General features: G+C 62.1%; 15 protein-coding genes. 4 read left to right on the top strand and 11 right to left on the bottom strand.

The genetic code is table 11. The features are described from left to right. Positions 1-14 precede the first annotated feature (14 nt). The 3 genes from NKI50_RS24460 to NKI50_RS24470 all read right to left on the bottom strand — a co-directional run bounded on the left by NKI50_RS24460 (position 15) and on the right by NKI50_RS24470 (position 2366). The gene (locus NKI50_RS24460) at positions 15-416 is read right to left on the bottom strand and encodes a hypothetical protein (RefSeq protein ID WP_023717989.1); all 402 of its coding nucleotides are present in this window, start codon (positions 414-416) and stop codon (positions 15-17) included. A 256-nt stretch (positions 417-672) separates the two neighbouring features. Continuing rightward, the gene (locus tag NKI50_RS24465; protein ID WP_352483969.1) at positions 673-1695 is read right to left on the bottom strand and encodes a glycosyltransferase family 2 protein; all 1023 of its coding nucleotides are present in this window, start codon (positions 1693-1695) and stop codon (positions 673-675) included. A 398-nt stretch (positions 1696-2093) separates the two neighbouring features. Beyond that, positions 2094-2366 carry an exopolysaccharide production repressor protein gene (locus tag NKI50_RS24470; protein WP_023717992.1) on the bottom strand — a complete coding sequence of 91 codons (273 nt, stop codon included), beginning with the start codon at positions 2364-2366 and terminating at the stop codon, positions 2094-2096. Between the two features lie 605 nt (positions 2367-2971). Here NKI50_RS24470 and NKI50_RS24475 point away from each other — a divergent pair. Together NKI50_RS24475 and NKI50_RS24480 are read left to right on the top strand one after the other, a co-directional pair. After that, positions 2972-3649, top strand: a complete 678-nt coding sequence (locus tag NKI50_RS24475; protein WP_292659405.1) for a sugar transferase — start codon at positions 2972-2974, stop codon at positions 3647-3649. Positions 3650-3810: 161 nt separating this feature from the next. Continuing rightward, positions 3811-5052: a polysaccharide biosynthesis/export family protein gene (locus tag NKI50_RS24480; protein ID WP_156948041.1), complete on the top strand. Its 1242-nt coding sequence runs from the start codon at positions 3811-3813 to the stop codon at positions 5050-5052. A 124-nt stretch (positions 5053-5176) separates the two neighbouring features. Here NKI50_RS24480 and NKI50_RS24485 read toward each other — a convergent pair whose 3' ends face one another. Continuing rightward, positions 5177-6448, bottom strand: a complete 1272-nt coding sequence (locus tag NKI50_RS24485) for an O-antigen ligase family protein (protein WP_352483968.1) — start codon at positions 6446-6448, stop codon at positions 5177-5179. A 330-nt stretch (positions 6449-6778) separates the two neighbouring features. On the opposite strand from NKI50_RS24485, the gene NKI50_RS24490 reads away from it, so the two are divergent. Beyond that, positions 6779-7531: an SDR family NAD(P)-dependent oxidoreductase gene (locus tag NKI50_RS24490; RefSeq protein WP_352483967.1), complete on the top strand. Its 753-nt coding sequence runs from the start codon at positions 6779-6781 to the stop codon at positions 7529-7531. A gap of 40 nt (positions 7532-7571) precedes the next feature. On the opposite strand, the gene NKI50_RS24495 is transcribed toward NKI50_RS24490, so the two are convergent. Next, complete coding sequence (locus NKI50_RS24495) at positions 7572-8153, bottom strand: DUF1349 domain-containing protein (RefSeq protein WP_352548921.1); 582 nt, start codon at positions 8151-8153, stop codon at positions 7572-7574. Positions 8154-8199: 46 nt separating this feature from the next. Then, positions 8200-9636: an aldehyde dehydrogenase family protein gene (locus tag NKI50_RS24500; protein ID WP_352483998.1), complete on the bottom strand. Its 1437-nt coding sequence runs from the start codon at positions 9634-9636 to the stop codon at positions 8200-8202. A 177-nt stretch (positions 9637-9813) separates the two neighbouring features. Here NKI50_RS24500 and NKI50_RS24505 point away from each other — a divergent pair, with 177 nt between their 5' ends. Further along, positions 9814-10845: a hydroxyacid dehydrogenase gene (locus NKI50_RS24505; protein WP_352483965.1), complete on the top strand. Its 1032-nt coding sequence runs from the start codon at positions 9814-9816 to the stop codon at positions 10843-10845. A gap of 27 nt (positions 10846-10872) precedes the next feature. On the opposite strand, the gene NKI50_RS24510 is transcribed toward NKI50_RS24505, so the two are convergent. From NKI50_RS24510 to NKI50_RS24530, 5 genes are all read right to left on the bottom strand, one after another. Next, positions 10873-11358 (bottom strand): hypothetical protein, encoded by a 486-nt coding sequence (locus NKI50_RS24510; RefSeq protein WP_023717999.1) that lies wholly within the window; start codon positions 11356-11358, stop codon positions 10873-10875. Positions 11359-11462: 104 nt separating this feature from the next. Continuing rightward, positions 11463-14294 carry a nitrate reductase gene (locus tag NKI50_RS24515; RefSeq protein WP_352717846.1) on the bottom strand — a complete coding sequence of 944 codons (2832 nt, stop codon included), beginning with the start codon at positions 14292-14294 and terminating at the stop codon, positions 11463-11465. Positions 14295-14297: 3 nt separating this feature from the next. Next, positions 14298-14627: a nitrite reductase small subunit NirD gene (nirD, locus tag NKI50_RS24520; protein ID WP_023676297.1), complete on the bottom strand. Its 330-nt coding sequence runs from the start codon at positions 14625-14627 to the stop codon at positions 14298-14300. Positions 14628-14693: 66 nt separating this feature from the next. Continuing rightward, entirely contained in the window at positions 14694-17144 is a 2451-nt protein-coding gene (nirB, locus tag NKI50_RS24525) for a nitrite reductase large subunit NirB (protein ID WP_352548923.1), read from the bottom strand. 19 nt (positions 17145-17163) lie between these two features. Then, a complete protein-coding gene (locus NKI50_RS24530) occupies positions 17164-18465 on the bottom strand; it encodes an MFS transporter (protein ID WP_352483961.1) in 1302 nt (433 codons plus the stop codon). Positions 18466-18766: the final 301 nt, after the last annotated feature.

Raw genomic sequence — 18766 nt, forward strand, 5'->3', positions numbered from 1 at the left:
TCCGGGATATTCGCTCAACCTGTGCCGGGACCGGCGGGTTTCACAAAATCGGTCCTTATGTCTGGGCCGTTCTGCCGATCCTCCTCGAAGATTTCATCCAGCGAATGACGGAGATCCTTCATCATCTGCTTCTGGCGCGAGAGCGCAGCGATGCGCCGCTCGCAATTCAGGATCGACCTGGTCAGTTCGCCAACTTCGGAAGACCTGCGGGAGGAGACCGCCCCGTTTTCCATGGCCTCGACCAGGAAGGCGGCATTGGTGGCCGTTGTCCTGTAGCGGTTCTCAAGTCCGTTCTTCTCCGCCTCGACCTCGGCCGCGATCTGGTCCAGCAGCTTCGCCAAGCGATCGAGTCGCGCGGTGTCGGTCTGCGTGTCGCGCGCCGGATCTCTCGATCGGAAGCGAAAGATCGAGGCCATGCAGTCAGCGCCCCATCATCGTCGAGATGATGACCGGCCTTGGCGCCCGTCCACGTTCAAAAGACATTTCTCGCATCGTCCAGCTCCTCTGACAGGGGATGTCTCGGGCCAGTTCGGTTGGCCGTCCAAAATTGCTGCACCGCAACATAGATTGCCATTCCCCGCGCGCATAGGCAACCACCTAGATCGTAAACTCATAAATCGCGTCGAAATGGTGCGAGCCGACCGAGGTAAGGCGATCGCCACGTTGACGAGCCTAGCTTTCGCCGGCTGTGCTGGTTCCGGCCATGAGGAAGCGCAGCGGCGGCACATGCTGACGCTTAGCGGCGAAGCCAGCGCGGCGAAACAGCGCATCCAGCTTGTCGGAGGCAACGCCGCGGACGACGGCCGTGAGGTTGGACGAGCCGGCCAAGGCATAGGCCACAGCCGGCGCCAGCCCGCGCTCAGTCTTCACGTCTAAGAACTTCCGCAACCGGTATTTGTCGCGAATGTGCCGCTCGTGCCTTCTCAGCGCAGCCTTCGATGCCTCCGGCAAACTGTCGATCGCAAGCAGTGCCAGGTCGGCATCGGCCAGATGCTTCAGATCCTGGGTGTTGTGCCGTCCGCTCAGCGAATCGGCGCGCACGATCGCGCCGTAGCCACAGGATTTGATGACCTTGAAGCGCGCGCCATGCGCAACCGCGCGCGCATAGAGTTCATAGTCTTCGCCAAGGCGCAGCTTCTCGTCGTAGCGCAGCTCATGCCGATCGAGGAAGGCGCGGCTGATCACGGGTTTGAGGAAGCCCAGTTCCCCTCGTTGCACACGGCGCCTGGAGATGTTGGCGTCGATGAAACCCTCGAAATCGAGGAATTCCGGCTCGGGCGAAAACGGTGGAGCGACGATTTTCGAGACGTCGGTTGCCGCGTCATCCCTGACAAGCATGATGTTGTCTGCCGCGAAATCCCAATCGGTGCTGGCGAACAGTCTGTGAAACCTGCCTTCGAAAAAGAAATCATCAGCGTCCAGGATGCTGATGAACGGCGACCTGGAACCGGCTATCGCGGCGTTGCGGGCAAAGGAGGGGCCGCGATTGACGTCGAAGCGGATGACGGAAAGACGGCCCGTGCCGTCGTCGGCTGCATGGGCGACTTTCGCGGTATCGTCGGTGGACGCGTCGTCGACGACGACGACTTCCGCAACCTCCGGCTCGCGCAATGCCGATGCAATGGCAGCCGGGATTGTCCGCGCCGCGTTACGGGCAGCGATGATCACGCAGACTTGGGATGATGTCATGGACATGCCTCTCGATTGCAGAAATCGTTGCGGATTTCCTCGCCCTCCCCGCTCAATGCCTCACCGCCCGTCTGACATGCATCGGCCCAAATGCCTATGCTGCAAGTGCGAAGCAAGCATCGCCAAAATCATCGGCGCCGTCCAGTTTTTCATTTGGCTGGGTGTCATGACGCGGCTGGGCAGGCGGCGAGCCGCAATCGGGATAGCTCCCGAAAGGCGCCGCTTGGCAGAGCCGCTCCTGCACGGCCCGGATCAAGCCACTGGCGCGCTCAGTTGGCCAACCAGTCACTGCCGAGTAGGTCGTGGCGATGGAGAGCGGCCGCTTGGTGGAGGCCGGGAGCATCGAGGAATTGAAGAAACGGGATGCCGACTTGCGGCGTGTTGCTGGAGGCCAACGCCCGAAATCAGTGAAGGCCTCTCCTGGCGCTTAATTTCTCGCCTTCGGCCGCTTCGTTCGAACTCAGCTTTCGTTCTGCGTCGCGAATTTTGTCGGCCGAGGTCGGGGCATTTCTTGCGACCATGGCAAAGACCAGCAGAAAATAACCGAGTTGGATGACTATGGCGCAGCCGATGACGCGAAAAAGCGTCGTGCCGAGCGAGGCGCCGCCCAAATAGGACCAGACGACCACGATCGCCAGCGCAAAACACATTCCGATAATGAACTTTGGCAGTGACATACCCGATAGCCCATCAACCGGCTCGGGAAAAAATGTCGACAAGCCCACCCCGAGCACCTCCCTTAAACTCTGCGAGCTTGTTTAGGTTGCCCGCTTCTGGCCGGTTGCTTCCGGCCTTGCCCAATCTGTCCATACTCCGACAGAAACAATTTGCAACTCTATTGAGGCGAGCAATAGGCGGCAAGGGCAGCTACGGAATAATTTTAAGCGAATCCTCAGGATCGCCTCTGCCATGGTGCAATGCACACGTCGGCATCACCACTGATTGACGGATATCGACTCGCTCCAGTAAGATTTATAATATTGACCAGTATCTTATCATAACATCAGTCGATATTTTGAACTTCTAAGTGACGGCAAAGCTCCACAACCGGGTATAAAGAGCGATTCGCCCAAAATCAGCCCCAAAATTGGACTAGATTTTCCAAAATTGCCCATAATCTGTCGCCTTTGCGACATAAAGGCAAAATTTTGTGCAGGACGGGTTCATTATTTAGTCAGTTCATGACGCGACTATTACAGCCGGCTGGGAAATTGTGTGTTGCGCTGCAGCATTTTTTTGGTATCGTGCGCTAAACCATCCGTTCAACGTATGGAGTTTACGCATGAGGGACGTAGCCAAGCCGGCCGACGCGGATTTTTCGCAGGCCGGCGTCGATTTTCCGCCGCCGATCGGCGGCCTGCTCAAACGCAGCTTCGATATTGCCGGTTCGCTGATCGGCCTGATCGCTCTCAGCCCGCTGTTCGTGATGATAGCGCTGCTTGTCAGGTTTTCCGATGGCGGGCCGATTTTCTATGGTCATAGCCGGATCGGCCGCGGAGGACGGATTTTTCCGTGCCTCAAGTTCCGCACTATGGTTCCAGACGGCGAGCGGGTGCTTGCTGCCTATCTCGCCGCGAATCCGGAGGCCAACGCCGAATGGATAGCGACCCGCAAGTTGAAGAACGACCCGCGGATCACGCGCGTCGGAGCGGTGCTGAGGAAGCTCAGCCTCGATGAGTTGCCGCAGATCATCAACATCCTGCAGGGGGATATGAGCCTGGTTGGGCCTCGTCCCGTGGTACGCGATGAGTTGGAGATCTATGGCAATTCGGCCGTCTATTACCTGAAATCGCGCCCCGGCCTGACCGGGCTCTGGCAGGTTAGCGGACGCAACGATGTTTCCTACGACAGCCGCGTCGCGTTCGATCGACACTATGTCGAGAACTGGTCGATGTTCGAAGACATTCGCATCATCATCAAGACCGTACCTGCGGTCTGGATGTCGCGAGGCTGCTACTGACGGCCGCTTGCTGGCCGTGCATCGAGGAGCGACTGTCCAGAATTCGAGCCCGGAACTCAGGCCCCGGGACTCAGGCATCGGGCGGGGCAAACCAGATCGGAAACGCTCAGTTGAAAGCAGATATAATCGATATCTTTTGCACCGGCATTCTCTCCAGACGCATGCGGCGAGTACGACTTTTGACGACTTGCCTCACGCTGGCGACCGGCCTGTCGCTGGCCCTGCCGCAGTTTGCCTTCGCCGATGACTATCGGCTTGGAGCACAAGACAAGCTAACCATCCGCGTAGCGGAATGGCAGACCGTCGAAGGCACGTTCCGTGACTGGTCGGCCATCAATGGAGAATACACGGTCGGGCCGGCAGGAACCTTGTCGGTGCCGTTCGTCGGCGAGATGCCCGCATCCGGCAAGACGACCTCGGAGATCGCGGCATCGCTCGGCGAGGCGCTACAGCGTAAGCTCGCCCTGGCTGACAAGCCCGAGGCTTCCGTCGAAATGGCGCAGTACCGGCCGTTCTATATTTCTGGCGAGGTGCAATCGCCCGGACAGTATCCTTGCGTGCCTGGGCTGACGGTGCTGAAAGCGATGAGCATTGCCGGCGGAACGCGGCGGAACTCGGAGAGCGGGCAGCGCTACGACCGCGACCTGATCAATGCCAAGGGCAATTTCGACGTACTTCAAGACCAACAGGTCAGGCTGATCGTCAAGCGCGCCCGCATCGAAGCGGAACTGGCGAACAAACCGTCATTCGAAGTGCCGAAAGAAGTGGCCGACGATCCGAAGCTGCCCAGCATCGTTGCCGATGAGACGGCGATCCTGGCGGCCGACCAGAAGAAACTCAACCTACGCTTGCAGGCGCTCGACGACTTGAAGGCGCTGCTGCAGAGCGAGATCGATTCGCTGCAGAAAAAGATCGTCAACCAGCAGAAGCAGGTCGATCTGGCGAAGGAGCAGCTCAACGGTATCGGCTCGCTGGCGCAAAAAGGCCTGGTCGTCAACACCCGGGTTTTGAATTCCCAGCAAACCATCGCCGACCTCGAAGGCCAGATACTGGATTACGAAACGGCGATTCTCACGGCCAAGCAGTCGATCAGCAAGGCCACTCAGGACGCTATCGATCTGGAGAACACCCAGAACTCCACCCTCGCGACCGACCGGCAACAGACGGAAGCCGACCTCAACGAAGCGACGCTGAAGCTGAATATGGAAAAAGGCTTGATGACCGAAGCCCTGTCGGGCAACCCCATGCCGCAATTCTATGGCAACAACGAACCAGCCGCCATGTCGTTTTCCCTGGTGCGGGTGGTCGACGGCAAGACCAGCGAAATCACCGCCGACGAAGACACGCCGGTACTGCCCGGGGACGTGATCAAGGTCAAACCGGCGCCCCTGGCCATCCAGTAGCTTCTTTCCACCGGAGCGAAGCACCCACCTCGCAGGCGGCGGCCTGCGGGGTTTTGGGCTTCGTATTTTATGGATCAGAAAACAAGGCGGCCTTTGGGCGACGAACAGCCCGGATCGGCCCGCTCTAGCCTCGCACGGCGTCCGGTTCCTCGAGATGGTTCGCGGCGCTCCACCGGGAACGGGCGACGGACGGCACCTTCACCAGCTTGAAGTAGCTGTAATACAGCAGGAACGATCCCATGATGTAGGGATTGAGGGTCTCGACCTCGACGAAGGAGCGGATGAACAAAAGCACCATGACGCCGGCGAGAATCACAGACTCGGCTTGCCATGTCCTGAATATCAGCGCCGAGACGTGCCCCCAGAGCGTGCGCAGGATGATCAGCGACAGCAGTGTCGCTCCGACGAAGCCGAGTTCCACCAAGGTCTCGATGTAGGTGTTGTGGAAGTGGAAGCCGCTTCGGGCGGCGATGTAGAATTCATTCCACAGCCGCTCGGCCTCGGAGAAGCCCTGCACCCAATACGCCGCGTAGCCGACGCCGAGGATGGGCGATTGCTGCGCGGCATTCCAGCCCTGCTGCCAGAGGTAGGTCCGTCCGGTGAGCGTCGAATCCTTGCCAAAGAGGCCAAGGACAAAGTCCATTAACCCGAGATTCAGCGCAACCACGGTGCAGGCGACCAGCCCGCCTGCACCGATCACGAAAATCACCCGGCGATGGCGGAGCGAAAGCAGCTTGCCCATGGAAAGCAGCGCGACCAGGGCGAGAACCGCCGGGGTCGATGCCATCGACGTGGCCGAATGCGACACGACCAGCAGATAGCCCGACAGCAGGACGATCGGTACAATCAACAAAAAACCTATGCGGCCGCGCCTGAGAAAGGCCAGGTAGACAACGCAGAAATAGATGCCAAGCGATGCGACAAAGCCGATCTGGTTCTTGGAGCTGAAGGCGCCGACGAAATTATATGTCCCGTCGAGAACGTCGTAGGAATAACTCGCGACCTTGAGCGAGTAGAGCAGGACGACGAAAATCCCTATTAGGGCGCCTATGGTCAAGGTCCGGACGCTGACCGTGCGCGCGGCAATGTAGGCGCATGCGATATGGGAACAATATTGCACGGCCGTCCTTGCCGTGGTGCCGGGAGCTGCCGACCAGAACACCGAGAAGCAGACATAGGCTGCAAACGCCAGCGGAAGCCAGGCGCTGGAAGCGTGCCTTAATATTTTCCGGTAGTCGACCAGGATGAGCGGCAGCCAGACTGCATAATAGGCCAGGATCATGGCCTGGCCGAAAATGGTCGAGTAGGAGAACGCCCAGATCGAGACTGCAACGGCAAAGCTGCCATAGACCGTGTTCTTGTCCGGATCGATCAACAGAGATTTTGGAATCTTCATCTCGGTATCGGTTTTCCGCCCTTGCAGCTCAATGCCGATTTCATGGGCCGCTCATGGGTCGATTCATTGGATCGATGGGAGCCTCGCCTGCAGGCGCTCGCATTGTGCAGTGCAATATAGCGCATCCGGCGCTGCATGTCACCCGGATGACAAACTGGGCGAAGTCGTTCCTGCAGTTCTCCCATGCCGGACGAGACGATTTGGCCAGGAGGCAGTGCCGTTCAATTGCCTGGTGCTGGCCCATCACGAAGCTGTTCGGAGGCTGCAAGTCCGCGCTTGAACTTGTCCGCCGTTGACTTCACATTCGCCGCCGATTGGGAGGAAGACCACATGCCGATGAGTTTCGCGGGACGATTTGCCGGACGATCTGCTGTTATCACCGGCGGCGCCTCAGGCATCGGCCTTGCCGTCGCGCAAAGGATCACTAAGGAAGGCGGGCGTGTTTCGGTCTGGGATCGCGATGCCGCCCAGATCGAGCAGGCCAAGGCCATTGTTCCAGGCCTGCACAGCGTCACCTTAGACGTCGCCGACCCCATAGCGGTCGAAGCCGCCGCCCGAGAGACGATCGAAGCGATTGGCGCAGTCGATGTCCTTGTCACCAGCGCTGCCATCACCGGACCGAACATGACGACCTGGGAGTATTCCGTAGAGGATTGGCGCCGGGTCATCGACATCAACATCAACGGCGTCTTCTTCTGCAACAAAGCGCTGGTCCCGCATATGCTCGAACGCAATTACGGCAGGATCGTCAACATCGCCTCGATTGCCGGCAAGGAAGGAAACCCGAACGCCTCGGCCTACAGCACCTCCAAGGCCGCGGTGATCGGCATGACCAAATCGCTCGGCAAGGAACTGGCCAAGACCAGGGTAACGGTGAACTGCGTCACGCCGGCGGCCGTGCGCACCGCGATCTTCCAGCAGATGAGCCAGCAGCACATCGACTTCATGCTGTCCAAAATACCAATGGCGCGGTTCGGCGAGGTCGAGGAGGTGGCGGCGCTGATTTGCTGGATCGCGTCCGAGGAATGCTCGTTCACGACGGCGGCCGTCTTCGACGTCTCCGGCGGCCGGGCGACCTACTGAGGCCGGCCGGACGCAAACCGCCCGACCGGATCGCGGCGCCTCAGTCGTGAAGCTGCCGCGAGATCGGCGGGCCGATCGAAAAGTCGCTGAATGTGACCTCGAAGCCCTCGCGCTGCGGCGAGCAGCACATCATGCCGACATCGACCGTTTTCGACGGCGGGAAATAGGCAAGCCGCACCGGCTTCCAATGTTTGTCGGTCGCGTCCAGATACTGGACACGGATCGTCTCGGCATGACGCGTCAAGCGGATCCTGACGCCGTCCGGGTCGGCCGGAATATTGGCCAGCGACCAGTCGGAGGCATCGTTGGTGACGACGACGGAAAAATACATCAGCCCGTCGGTGTATTCGATGCCGGCCTTGATCCAATGGGTCTCGCTCAGGCGGACCATAAGCCCGGCTTGGTCGTAAAGCACCTCATAGTGCCCCTTGGCCGTGACTTCGGCGCTGAAATCGCCCTCGACCTCACGATAGAGGAAATGGCCATTGTCACGCCAGAAGCCGTAGAACGTCTCTCGCCAGAAGTCGGTCTCCTTGCCGGTCCGCACATGCACCGTATTGTCGCCGAACTCGTGGTGCGGCGGCGGATTGAGCCAGGTCAGGTCCGTATTTTCAGATGCCATCGATTTGCTCGCCTGCCTGGCTGGTCCCGGATGAGTGCCGCCGTGATCAGCCAGCGAATGTATAGGCGGTCTTCACGGTCGTGTAGAACTCCGCGGCGTAGCGGCCCTGCTCGCGTGGGCCATAGCTCGACCCCTTGCGCCCGCCGAAGGGCACGTGGAAGTCGACGCCCGCCGTCGGCAGGTTGACCATGACCATGCCGGCTTCCGAATTGCGCTTGAAATGCGTGGCATGCTTGAGGCTCGAGGTGCAGATGCCGGACGTCAGCCCGAACGGCGTGTCGTTGGCCACCGCCAGCGCCTCATCATAATTCTTGACGCGGATGACGTTAGCGACAGGTCCGAAAATCTCCTCACGGGAAATGCGCATGGCGTTGGTGGTTTCGGTGAACAGCGCCGGTTGCAAATAGAAGCCGCGGGTTTCGCGATCGAGCCGCTCACCGCCGAAAGCGAGATCGGCACCTTCCCGACGTCCGATGGCGATATAGTCCTCGTCCTGTTTGAGCTGGCTCTGGTCGACCACCGGCCCGATCTGGGTCTTGGCATCGAGAGCGTCGCCGATGACCAGCTTGCCCAGGCGATCTTTCATCGCCTCGACGAAGCGGTCATGGATGCCGTCCGTCACCACCAGGCGGGACGACGCCGTGCAGCGCTGGCCGGTCGAGAAGTAGGCGCCGTTGACCGCGCAGTCGACGGCGACGGCAAGGTCGGCATCATCGAGCACGACAAGCGGGTTCTTGCCGCCCATTTCGAGCTGGAACTTGCGCATGTGCTCGACGCTGGCGGCGGCCACGCGCTTGCCGGTGCCGACCGAGCCGGTGAAGGTGATGGCGTTGAGATCAGGGCTGTCGAGCATGGCCTGGCCGACCACCGAACCTTTGCCCATCACCAGGTTGAGCACGCCGTTGGGCAGTCCGGCGCGGTGCAGGATGTCGACAATTGTCCAGGCGCTCTCCGGAACGAGTTCCGCCGGCTTGAAGACGATAGTGTTGCCGTAGGCCAGCGCCGGAGCGATTTTCCAGGCCGGAATGGCGATCGGGAAATTCCACGGCGTGATGATGCCGACGACGCCGACCGCTTCGCGGGTGATCTCGACGCCGACGCCGGGCCGCACGCTTGGCACCAGCTCGCCCGACAGGCGTAGCGTCTCGCCGGCGAAGAAGTCGAATATCTGGGCAGCCCGCACAGTCTCGCCAATGCCCTCGACCAGCGTCTTGCCTTCCTCGCGCGCCAAGGCCCGGCCGATTTCATCTTTCCGCGCGGTGATCTCGTCCGACGCCTTCCTCAGCACCGCGTGGCGTGCCAGCAGGCCCGATCGGGACCATGCCGGAAATGCCGCCTTCGCCGCCGCGATGGCCTGCCGGGCGTGCTCGGCGCCTCCCGATGCATATTCGCCGACCACGTCGTCGAGATTGGACGGGTTGATATTGCGGGAGCCGGCATCGCCCACCCACTCGCCATCGATGAGGTTCTTTCGAAACGGGATCATGTCGCTGTCTTCCTTGTCGTCCTTCGATCGCCGTCTATCTGGACCACCGACCGCCACACCGCAAGGCCGAAAGGCGGGCAAACTTCTCCTCCTCGACAGGCATGTGATAGGGGTCGGGCTGGAAAAGATGATTCCAGTATGGTGCGTCGTGGATCGCACGGGAGGAAAAGTATCATGTCCGACAACGCGTTGCCGCTGGTGATCAGCGCACCCCATCCACGCACGCTCGACCTGATCTTCACGCCGGCTGCGCTGACGAAATTTCGGTCGAAATACCGCATCGTCGAAACATCGCCCGAAGGTGTCGCGGCGCTGCCGGCCGATATCCTTGGCGAGGCGCGCTACATTGTCGGCCAGCCGCCGATCGCGCCAGAGACACTGGAAAAAATGAAGGCGCTGCGCTGCATCTTCAATGTCGAGAGCAACCTCATCAACAACATGCCATATGAGACGCTGTTTTCGCGCGGCATCCATGTCGTCACCACTGGGCTGGTCTTTGCCGAACCGGTGGCCGAGCTCGGCCTTGCCATGGCGCTCAACCTTGCCCGCGACATCGTCGATGCCGACCTCGCTTTTCGTCAAGGCAAGGAATTGTGGGGCGGCGACGGCAACCGGACGGCGCGGCTTCTTTCCGGCGCGGATGTCGGCATCATCGGCTTCGGCGATCTCGGCCGCGCGCTCAACCGGCTTTTGACGGGTTTTCGCACGCGGACAAAAGTCTTCGACCCGTGGCTGCCGCCGTCGATCCTGATCGAGAACGGCGTTGAGCCGGCTTCGCTCGATGAAGTCCTGTCGAGCAGCGATTTCGTCTTCGTCGTCACTTCGGTGACCAGCGAAAACCAGGGTTTCCTCGGCGCCGAAGCCTTTGCCAGGATGCGCGAGGGATCCGCTTTCATCCTACTCAGCCGGGCTGGCGTGGTCGATTTTCCGGCACTGATGGATGCTGTCCGCAGCGGCCACATCGTCGCCGCCAGTGATGTTTTTCCTGAGGAGCCGCTGGCCCAAGATCACCCGGTCCGCACATTGCCGGGGTTCCTGCGCTCCGCCCACCGGGCCGGCGCACTCGACATCGCTTTCAAGCGGATGGGCGACATGGTGCTGGAAGACATGGACCTGGTCGACCGCGGCCTGCCGCCGATGCGTTCGAAGCGGGCCGAGCGTGAGACCGTTTCGCGAATGCGCTCAAAGCCGGTCGACAAGAATTAAGCCGTCTGTCCCGACGGTCGCACATGCTCAGATCGTGAAGGACCAAAACAGGCAGGCCAGTGTCGCAGCGGCGAAGACGACGAAGAACAGGCTTCTCAACAGGATGTTGCGCCGCAGTTCGTTGATGAAGAGATGGCATCCGACGATGGCTGCGACAAACAGGAACCGCCAGTTCAGCAGTGCCGAGAGCACATCGTGCTGACCGAAAGCAAATCTGGCGGCGAGACATCCAACGATGACCGCGAACAACACGATGACCGTCCAGAAGATTGCATCGGCGGCATGCGTCAGGACGATGCCGGCGAGCCTGATCGGCAGAACCATCATCAGCAGTGCGCTGAGGAAGTAGACCGCCGCGAGCGGAATGAATGCCCCTGCATCGGCGACGTCACTCAAGCGCTTGGCGCCGATCGCGCCATAGGGATAGCCATGCCTGGCCACCGCCAGGCTGAGCGCCATCAGCAAAGCCGTCAGCACGGCCGCAAGCGCGAATGAGGTCAGGGCTTTACTCATGGGGCTCCCGTTCCGAACGAATCGAAGTCAGAACGGTGGTAGCCTATGGTTTGTAAATTGCTAGTAAGCATCATGCAGCGGCGCGGCAGAGTTCCTCGGCGCATTCACTCTGCAGCTTGCAGACGCCGCCCGTCGATAATGGTCTTGATCTCGGCGCGGCAGGAGCCGCAATTGGTGCCGGCGTGAAGGGCGGCGCCGATTGCCGCGACGCTGGTGCAGCCGCCGCGCACCGCTTCCGCGATCTGGTTGGCACCGACCCCGAAACAGGCGCAGACGGTGGCGCCGCGGTCGACGCTCTTGCCGCCAGGCCTGCCGGCGACGATCGCCAGCCGCGCCTGCCGATCGGCATGGTCGGCACCCAGTTGTTCGGCCGCCCAGCCGCGCGACACCGCTACCGGGGTAGGCGCAAGATAGAGCGCGCCGACCAGCCGACCGCCCGCGAAACGGGCGAAGCGATGGTGCCCGCCGGCGATGTCGTGATAGGCGAGCGCCTCGCCTTCCGGGCCGAACAGCGCGGCGGCAAACCCGGTCCAGTCGCGGCTGTCCTGCAGCGCAATTTCAAGGCGCCAGCCGGCGGGGCAGCGGGCGAGGCTCCAATAATCGGCGTCGATGGATGCGGGCCGTTCCGCAAGCACCGCGAAGCCGAAGGCCGTGGCGGCGAACCGCTCGATTCGGGCGGCAACGTTCTTTGAAGCCGGCTGGCCTGAAATCGCATCAGTCGTCGGCGCGACCAGGGCATCGACGCGCGCGCGCGCGGAAAACTGATCGGTCCAGTGCATCGGCACGAACACAGAGCCTTGGCGTTGGCGCCCTGTCACCAGCGCGCGGACCACGACCTCGCCATAAGCTGTCGAGACGCGCACAATATCGGCATCGCCGATGCCGTAGTGCTGCGCATCCGCCGGGTGGATTTCGACGAACGGTTCGGCCATGTGCTGCGACAGGCGCGGGCTCTTGCCGGTCCGCGTCATGGTGTGCCAATGGTCGCGGACGCGCCCGGTGTTGAGGACGAGCGGGTAGTCCGGGTTGGTGCGGGTTTGTGCGGCTGGGCGGATGGCAATGAAGCGCGCCTTGCCGTCGGGCGTGTAGAAATTGCCGTTGGCGAAGAAGCGGGTGCTGGCTGAGCTATGTCCAGCCTGAACACCCCCCTCTGGCCTGCCGGCCATCTCCCCCTCAAGGGGGGAGATTGGCGGCTTTGCCGGCACCGCCTTTTCAGCAATGGCAACGATTGGCGAAACCGGTGGCGACATCCAATCTCTCCCCTTGAGGGGGAGATGGCCGGCAGGCCAGAGGGGGGTGCCTTGGCTCGGCGCTGGCCATTGGAATGGCGCCAACTCCTCATACGTCCCTGCATCAATCCCGGCGTACGCGCCTATATCAAAATCGCGAACGCCATCATTCTCGAAGCCCGACAACGCGGCATGCTCGGCGAAGATGTCGGCCGGCGACACATGCGAAAAAGCCTCGCCGAAGCCCATCCGCTTGGCGACTTCAGCGATGATCCACCAATCTGGCCTTGCCTCGCCGGGCCTGGCCAAAAAAGCCCGCTGGCGCGAGATGCGGCGCTCCGAATTGGTGACGGTGCCATCCTTTTCGCCCCATGCGGTGGCCGGCAGCCGGACATGGGCGTGGCGGACCGTGTCGGTCTCGCCCAGCACGTCCGAGACCACAACAAACGGGCAGGCCTTGATCGCCGCTTCGACGGCATCGGCATCCGGCATCGAATCGACCGGGTTGGTGGCCATGATCCACAGCGCCTTGATGCGTCCGTCGGCCACCGCTTGGAACATCTCGACCGCTTTCAGGCCGGGTTTTTCGGCGACGGTTGGGGCATTCCAGAAGCGCTGCACGCGTTCGCGGTGCCCGGGGTTTTCGATCTCCATGTGGGCGGCCAGCATGTTGGCCATGCCGCCGACCTCACGGCCGCCCATGGCGTTGGGCTGGCCGGTCACCGAGAACGGCCCGGCGCCGGGCTTGCCTATGCGGCCGGTGCCTAGATGGCAGTTGATGATGGCGTTGACCTTGTCGGTGCCCGAAGACGACTGGTTCACGCCTTGGCTGTAGACGGTCACCGCCTTCGCCGTCGCGGCAAACAGGCTGTAGAAGCGGGCCAGTTCGTCCTCACTGAGACCCGTGGCAGCCGCGATGCCGGCAAGATCGAGCGCCGAGGCGGCGAAAAGCGCTTGCCCGAAGCCGGTCGTGTGCGCCGTGATATAGGTGCGGTCCAGCGCGTTGTGCTGGCCGAGATAGGCGAGCAGCCCGGTGAACAAAGCGACGTCGCCATCGGGCGCGATCGCCAGATGCATGTCGGCGATGTCTGAGGTCATGGTGCGGCGGGGGTCGATCAGCACCACCTTCATCTCGGGCCGCTTTTCCCGGGCGGCGGCAATGCGCTGGTAGAGTACCGGATGGCACCAGGCGAGATTGGAGCCGACCAGCACGATCAGGTCGGCAAGTTCCAGATCCTCGTAATTTCCCGGAACGGTGTCCGAGCCAAAGGCGCGGCGGTGGCCGGCGACCGACGAGGCCATGCACAGACGCGAATTGGTGTCGATATTGGCCGAGCCGATAAAGCCTTTCATCAGCTTGTTGGCGACGTAATAGTCCTCGGTCAGCAACTGGCCGGAAACATAAAAGGCGACCGAGCCGGGGCCGTGTTCGGCAATGGTTTGCGAGAAGGTCGAAGCGACAAGGTCGAGCGCTTCGTCCCAGTCGGTGCGGCGACCGTGGATCTCCGGGTGTAGCAACCTGCCGTCGAGGTCGATGGTCTCAGCTAGCGCCGAGCCTTTGGAGCAGAGCCGGCCGAAATTCGCCGGGTGGTCCGGGTCGCCGCGAACGGTTATTTCACCGTCCGCGGCGACCTTCGCCAGCACGCCGCAACCCACCCCGCAATAGGGGCAGGTGGTCCTCACCTCGCGCGCTTCATCAATCTGCATGGTTCACGCCGCGCGGCTGGCCAGCGCTTCCAGCGCAATGAACAGCCGCTCGCCGTCGATCCGCACGGCAATGGTGCGCACCGCGCCCTCGTCCGCGCCGAGCGCCTTGCCTGTCTCCAGCGAGATCACCCAATTGTGCAAGGGACAGGTCACCGCCGTGCCATGGACGATGCCCTGGCTGAGCGGCCCACCTTTGTGCGGGCAATGGTCGTCGATGGCGAAGACTTGATCGTCGGCCGTGCGGAAGACGGCGATCTTGCCTTCGGGCGTGGCGACGCAGCGCGCGCCGCGACGCGGAATGTCCGAGAGCGTGCCGATCGATACCCAATTCATGTGGCCATTCCTCTTTTGCGCGTGTTCTTGTCCGAAAACCGCATTCCACTTTTCGGGAACACGCGCCTACTCCGCCGCCTGGGCAAAGCCGACCGAAGCCATCGGCCGGAATTCATGCTTGTCCTTGCCGGAAGCACGTTCCGACCATGGGTCGACCTGGGCGAATTTCTGCGAAAAGACGAAGCGCTCGAAATAGGCTTTGCGCTTCTCGCCATCGTCCATGATCTGACGCTTGATCTCAGCTATGCCGACGCGCTTGGCCCATTTGTAGATACGCTCGAGATAGCGGCCCTGCTCGCGATACATCTGCGTCAACGCCACGATATGCTCCAGCGCCTCGTCCTCGGTCTTGACCAGGCCGAGCACTTCGGTGCCCTTGATGTCGAGACCGGCGGCGCCGGCGAAATGGATCTCGTAGCCGCTATCGACGCAGATCACGCCGACATCCTTGCAGGTCGCCTCAGCACAGTTTCGCGGACAGCCCGACACCGCCATCTTGACCTTGGCCGGGGTCCACGAGCCCCACATGAATTTTTCTATACGGATGCCCAAGCCGGTCGAATCCTGCGTGCCGAAGCGGCACCAGTCCGAGCCGACGCAGGTCTTCACCGTGCGCAGCCCTTTGGCATAGGCGTGGCCGGAGACGAAGCCGGCCTGGCCGAGATCGGCCCATACCGCCGGCAGGTCTTCCTTGCGGATGCCGAGCATGTCGATGCGCTGGCCGCCGGTGACCTTGACCATCGGAATCTCGAACTTGTCGACGACATCGGCGATGGCGCGCAATTCGGCGGCGTTGGTGACGCCGCCCCACATGCGCGGAACCACCGAATAGGTGCCGTCCTTCTGGATGTTGGCGTGGACGCGCTCGTTGATGAAGCGCGACTGGTAATCGTCGGCGTATTCGTCGGGCCAGTCGCAGACGAGATAATAGTTGAGCGCCGGCCGGCATTTGGCGCAGCCGCAGGAGGTCTTCCACTCCAGTTCCTGCATGACGGCGGGAATGGTCTTCAAGCCCTTGGCCTTGATCAGCCGGCGGACCTCGTCATGGCCAAGCGCGGTGCAGCTGCACATCGGCTGGACCGCCGCGGGGTTGTATTTGTCGCCGATGGTCAGCACCATCAGCTTTTCGACCAGCCCGGTGCAGGAGCCGCAGGAGGCAGACGCCTTGGTGTGCGCGCGCACCTCGTCGAGCGAGGTCAGGCCCTTGGCCGTGATCGCGCCGGTGATCTTTCCCTTGCATACGCCGTTGCAACCGCAGATTTCCGCATCATCCGGCAAGGCTGCAACGGCCGCCATAGGGTCCAGGGGGGCGCCTCCCTGGTAGGACTGGCCGAAGATGAGCGTATCGCGCATCTCGGATATATCGGTCTGCTTCTTCTTGAGGTCGTTGAACCAGGCGCCGTCGGCCGTCTCGCCGTAGAGCACTGTGCCGATGATGCGGTCGTCCTTGAGCACCAGGCGCTTGTAGACGCCGGCCGCCGCATCGCGCAGCACGATCTCCTGGCGGTCATCGCCCTCGGCGAAGTCGCCGAGCGAGAACAGCTCGATGCCGGTGACCTTGAGCTTGGTCGGCGTGTCCATATGGACGAAAGCCGCCGCCTCGTTGCCGGCCAGATGGCTGGCGGCGACGCGCGCCATCTCGTAGAGCGGCGCGACCAGTCCGTAGACCTGGCCGTTGACCTCGGCGCATTCGCCGATTGCGTAGATATCGGGATCATTGCTGCGCATGCCGGCGTCAACGACGATGCCGCGATTGACCGCAATGCCGGCTTCTTTTGCCAGGACCGCGTTCGGCCTGATGCCCACCGCCATGACGACGAGCGTTGCGGGAATGACAGTGCCGTCGGCAAGTTCCACCCGCTCGACCTTGCCGTTGCCGGTGATCGCCTGGGTGTTGGCCTTGGTGATGACCTTGATGCCGCGCTGCTCGACGGCGCGCTGCAGGAGATATCCGGCGGCCGGATCGAGCTGACGCTCCATCAGCGTCGGCATGACATGCAGCACGGTGACGTCCATGCCTTGCGCATTCAAGCCCGCTGCTGCCTCGAGCCCGAGCAGGCCGCCGCCAATGACCACAGCCTTGGCCCGCGACTGGGCGGCAAGCATCATGGCCCGGACGTCGTCCAGATCGCGATACGTGAGCACGCCCGGCAGGTCATGGCCCGGCACCGGAATGATAAACGGCACCGAGCCGGTGGCGATGACGAGTTTGTCATAGGGCTCGGTCACGCCATGATCGGAGGTGACGGTCTTTGCCTGCCGGTCGATGGCGACGATCTTGTGGCCCTTGTAGAGGGTGATGCCGTGCTTGATGTACCAGCCGTCGCCATGGATGATGATCTCTTCATAGGCCTTTTCGCCCGACAGAACCGGCGACAGCATGATGCGGTCGTAGTTCACGCGCGGCTCGGCGTTGAAGATGGTGACCTGGTAGCGCCCAGGCGCCTTTTCCAGGAGGTGCTCCAGCATGCGCCCGGGGGCCATGCCGTTGCCAATGATAACGAGTTTCTCGGTCATGTCCTGATCCACTCCGGTCTCACTCAGCCGCGTAGGAAAGGCCTGAAGCTTCGTCAGACGCCGTGCGCTCCATCCGCCGGATGGAAAAATGCATCCAGGCAAAGCAGGTGGCGACGATGACGAAGAGCAGCATGAAGCAGCTCGACCAGACGCCGGTGAGGTCGTTGAGCGCGCCGAAGACGATTGGCAGGATAAAGCCGCCGAGCCCGCCAATCATGCCGACAACGCCGCCGACCGCGCCGACACTCTGCGGATAGTAAGCCGGGATGTGCTTGTAGACGGCAGCCTTGCCAAGGCTCATGAAGAAGCCGAGCACACAGGCAACGGCTATGAAGGCGAGCGGGCCGACCTCGAAATGGAAGGCGATCGGCCCGCTGACACCGCGCACGACGTAGTCTGCCGAGGGGAGAGACAGAACGAGAGTCGCGGCGGCACTGACAGCGAAGGTCCAGTAGAGCACGGTGCGGGCGCCGATCCGGTCGGAAAGCACGCCGCCATAGGCGCGGAAAATACTTGCCGGAATTGAATAGGCCGCGCCGATCATACCGGCGGTCGCAAGCCCGAAGCCGTAGACGCCGATCAGGTAGCGGGGCAGCCATAGCGAGAGCGCCACGAATGCACCGAAGGCGAAGAAATAATAGAAGGCGAAGCGCCAGACCTGCAGGTTCTTGAGCGGCGCGAATTCCTGCCAGAAGCTTCTCGAGGGCGCGGCCTTGCCGGCGCGGCGCTCGCGGATGACCGGATCGTCGCCGGTCGTGAACCAGAAGACGGCGGCCATGACGACGAGTGCTGCCGCCCAGATCAGCGCGACCGACTGCCAGCCCCAGGAGAGAAGCACGAACGGTGCCAGGAACTTGGTGACCGCGGCGCCGACATTGCCGACACCGAAAATGCCAAGCGCCGTGCCCTGCTTGCCGGCCGGGAAGAAGCGCGAGACATAGGCGACACCAACGGCGAAGGAACCGCCAGCGAGCCCGACGCCCAGCGCAGCGACCAGCATCTGCCCGTAGGTGTGCGCAAAAGCGAGCAGAAAGGTCGCGACCGCCGCCGCAAGCATGGTCGCGGTGTATACCAGCCGTCCGCCAAAACGGTCGGTCCAGACACCGAGCACCATACGCACGAGCGAGCCGGTGAGGATCGGCGTGCCGACGAGCAGGCCGAACTCCGTCTCGTTCAGCCCCAGCTCCTGCTTTATGCGCACGCCGATGATTGAAAAGATCGTCCACACCGCGAAGCAGACGGTGAAGGCGATGGTGGACATGACAAGCGCCTGCCGGGGAGCACTGTCCTGGCTGGGCGCGGCTGGGAGATTTGCGGTCATTTTCTGGCTCCGGTTAGCGGCGTGGGAAGCACCGCCCTTGTGCTGTTCGTTCGCGACTGTCAGCGGCGCGGCATCGCCCGCAGCGCGCTGACGGCGAGAAAATCGCGGCGCGTGAAGTCCGCGAGGGACGCGCCAGTTCCGATCCGTTTCGTCATCGTCGTCTCCGGTTGGGCGCCGCTTGGGACCAGCGCCGTCGATTGCGTCAAAACAAAAAAGCCGCCGGCCAGGTCTTCGCGTCCGGAGTTCCGGGAGCGCGTGTGGACCTGAGCGGCAGCTTTGCCTGTGGCGCCCGCCATTGGAC

Origin of the sequence: Mesorhizobium sp. M0563, assembly GCF_040321065.1 — a bacterium.
In the GTDB taxonomy this organism is placed as follows: Bacteria; Pseudomonadota; Alphaproteobacteria; order Rhizobiales; family Rhizobiaceae; genus Mesorhizobium.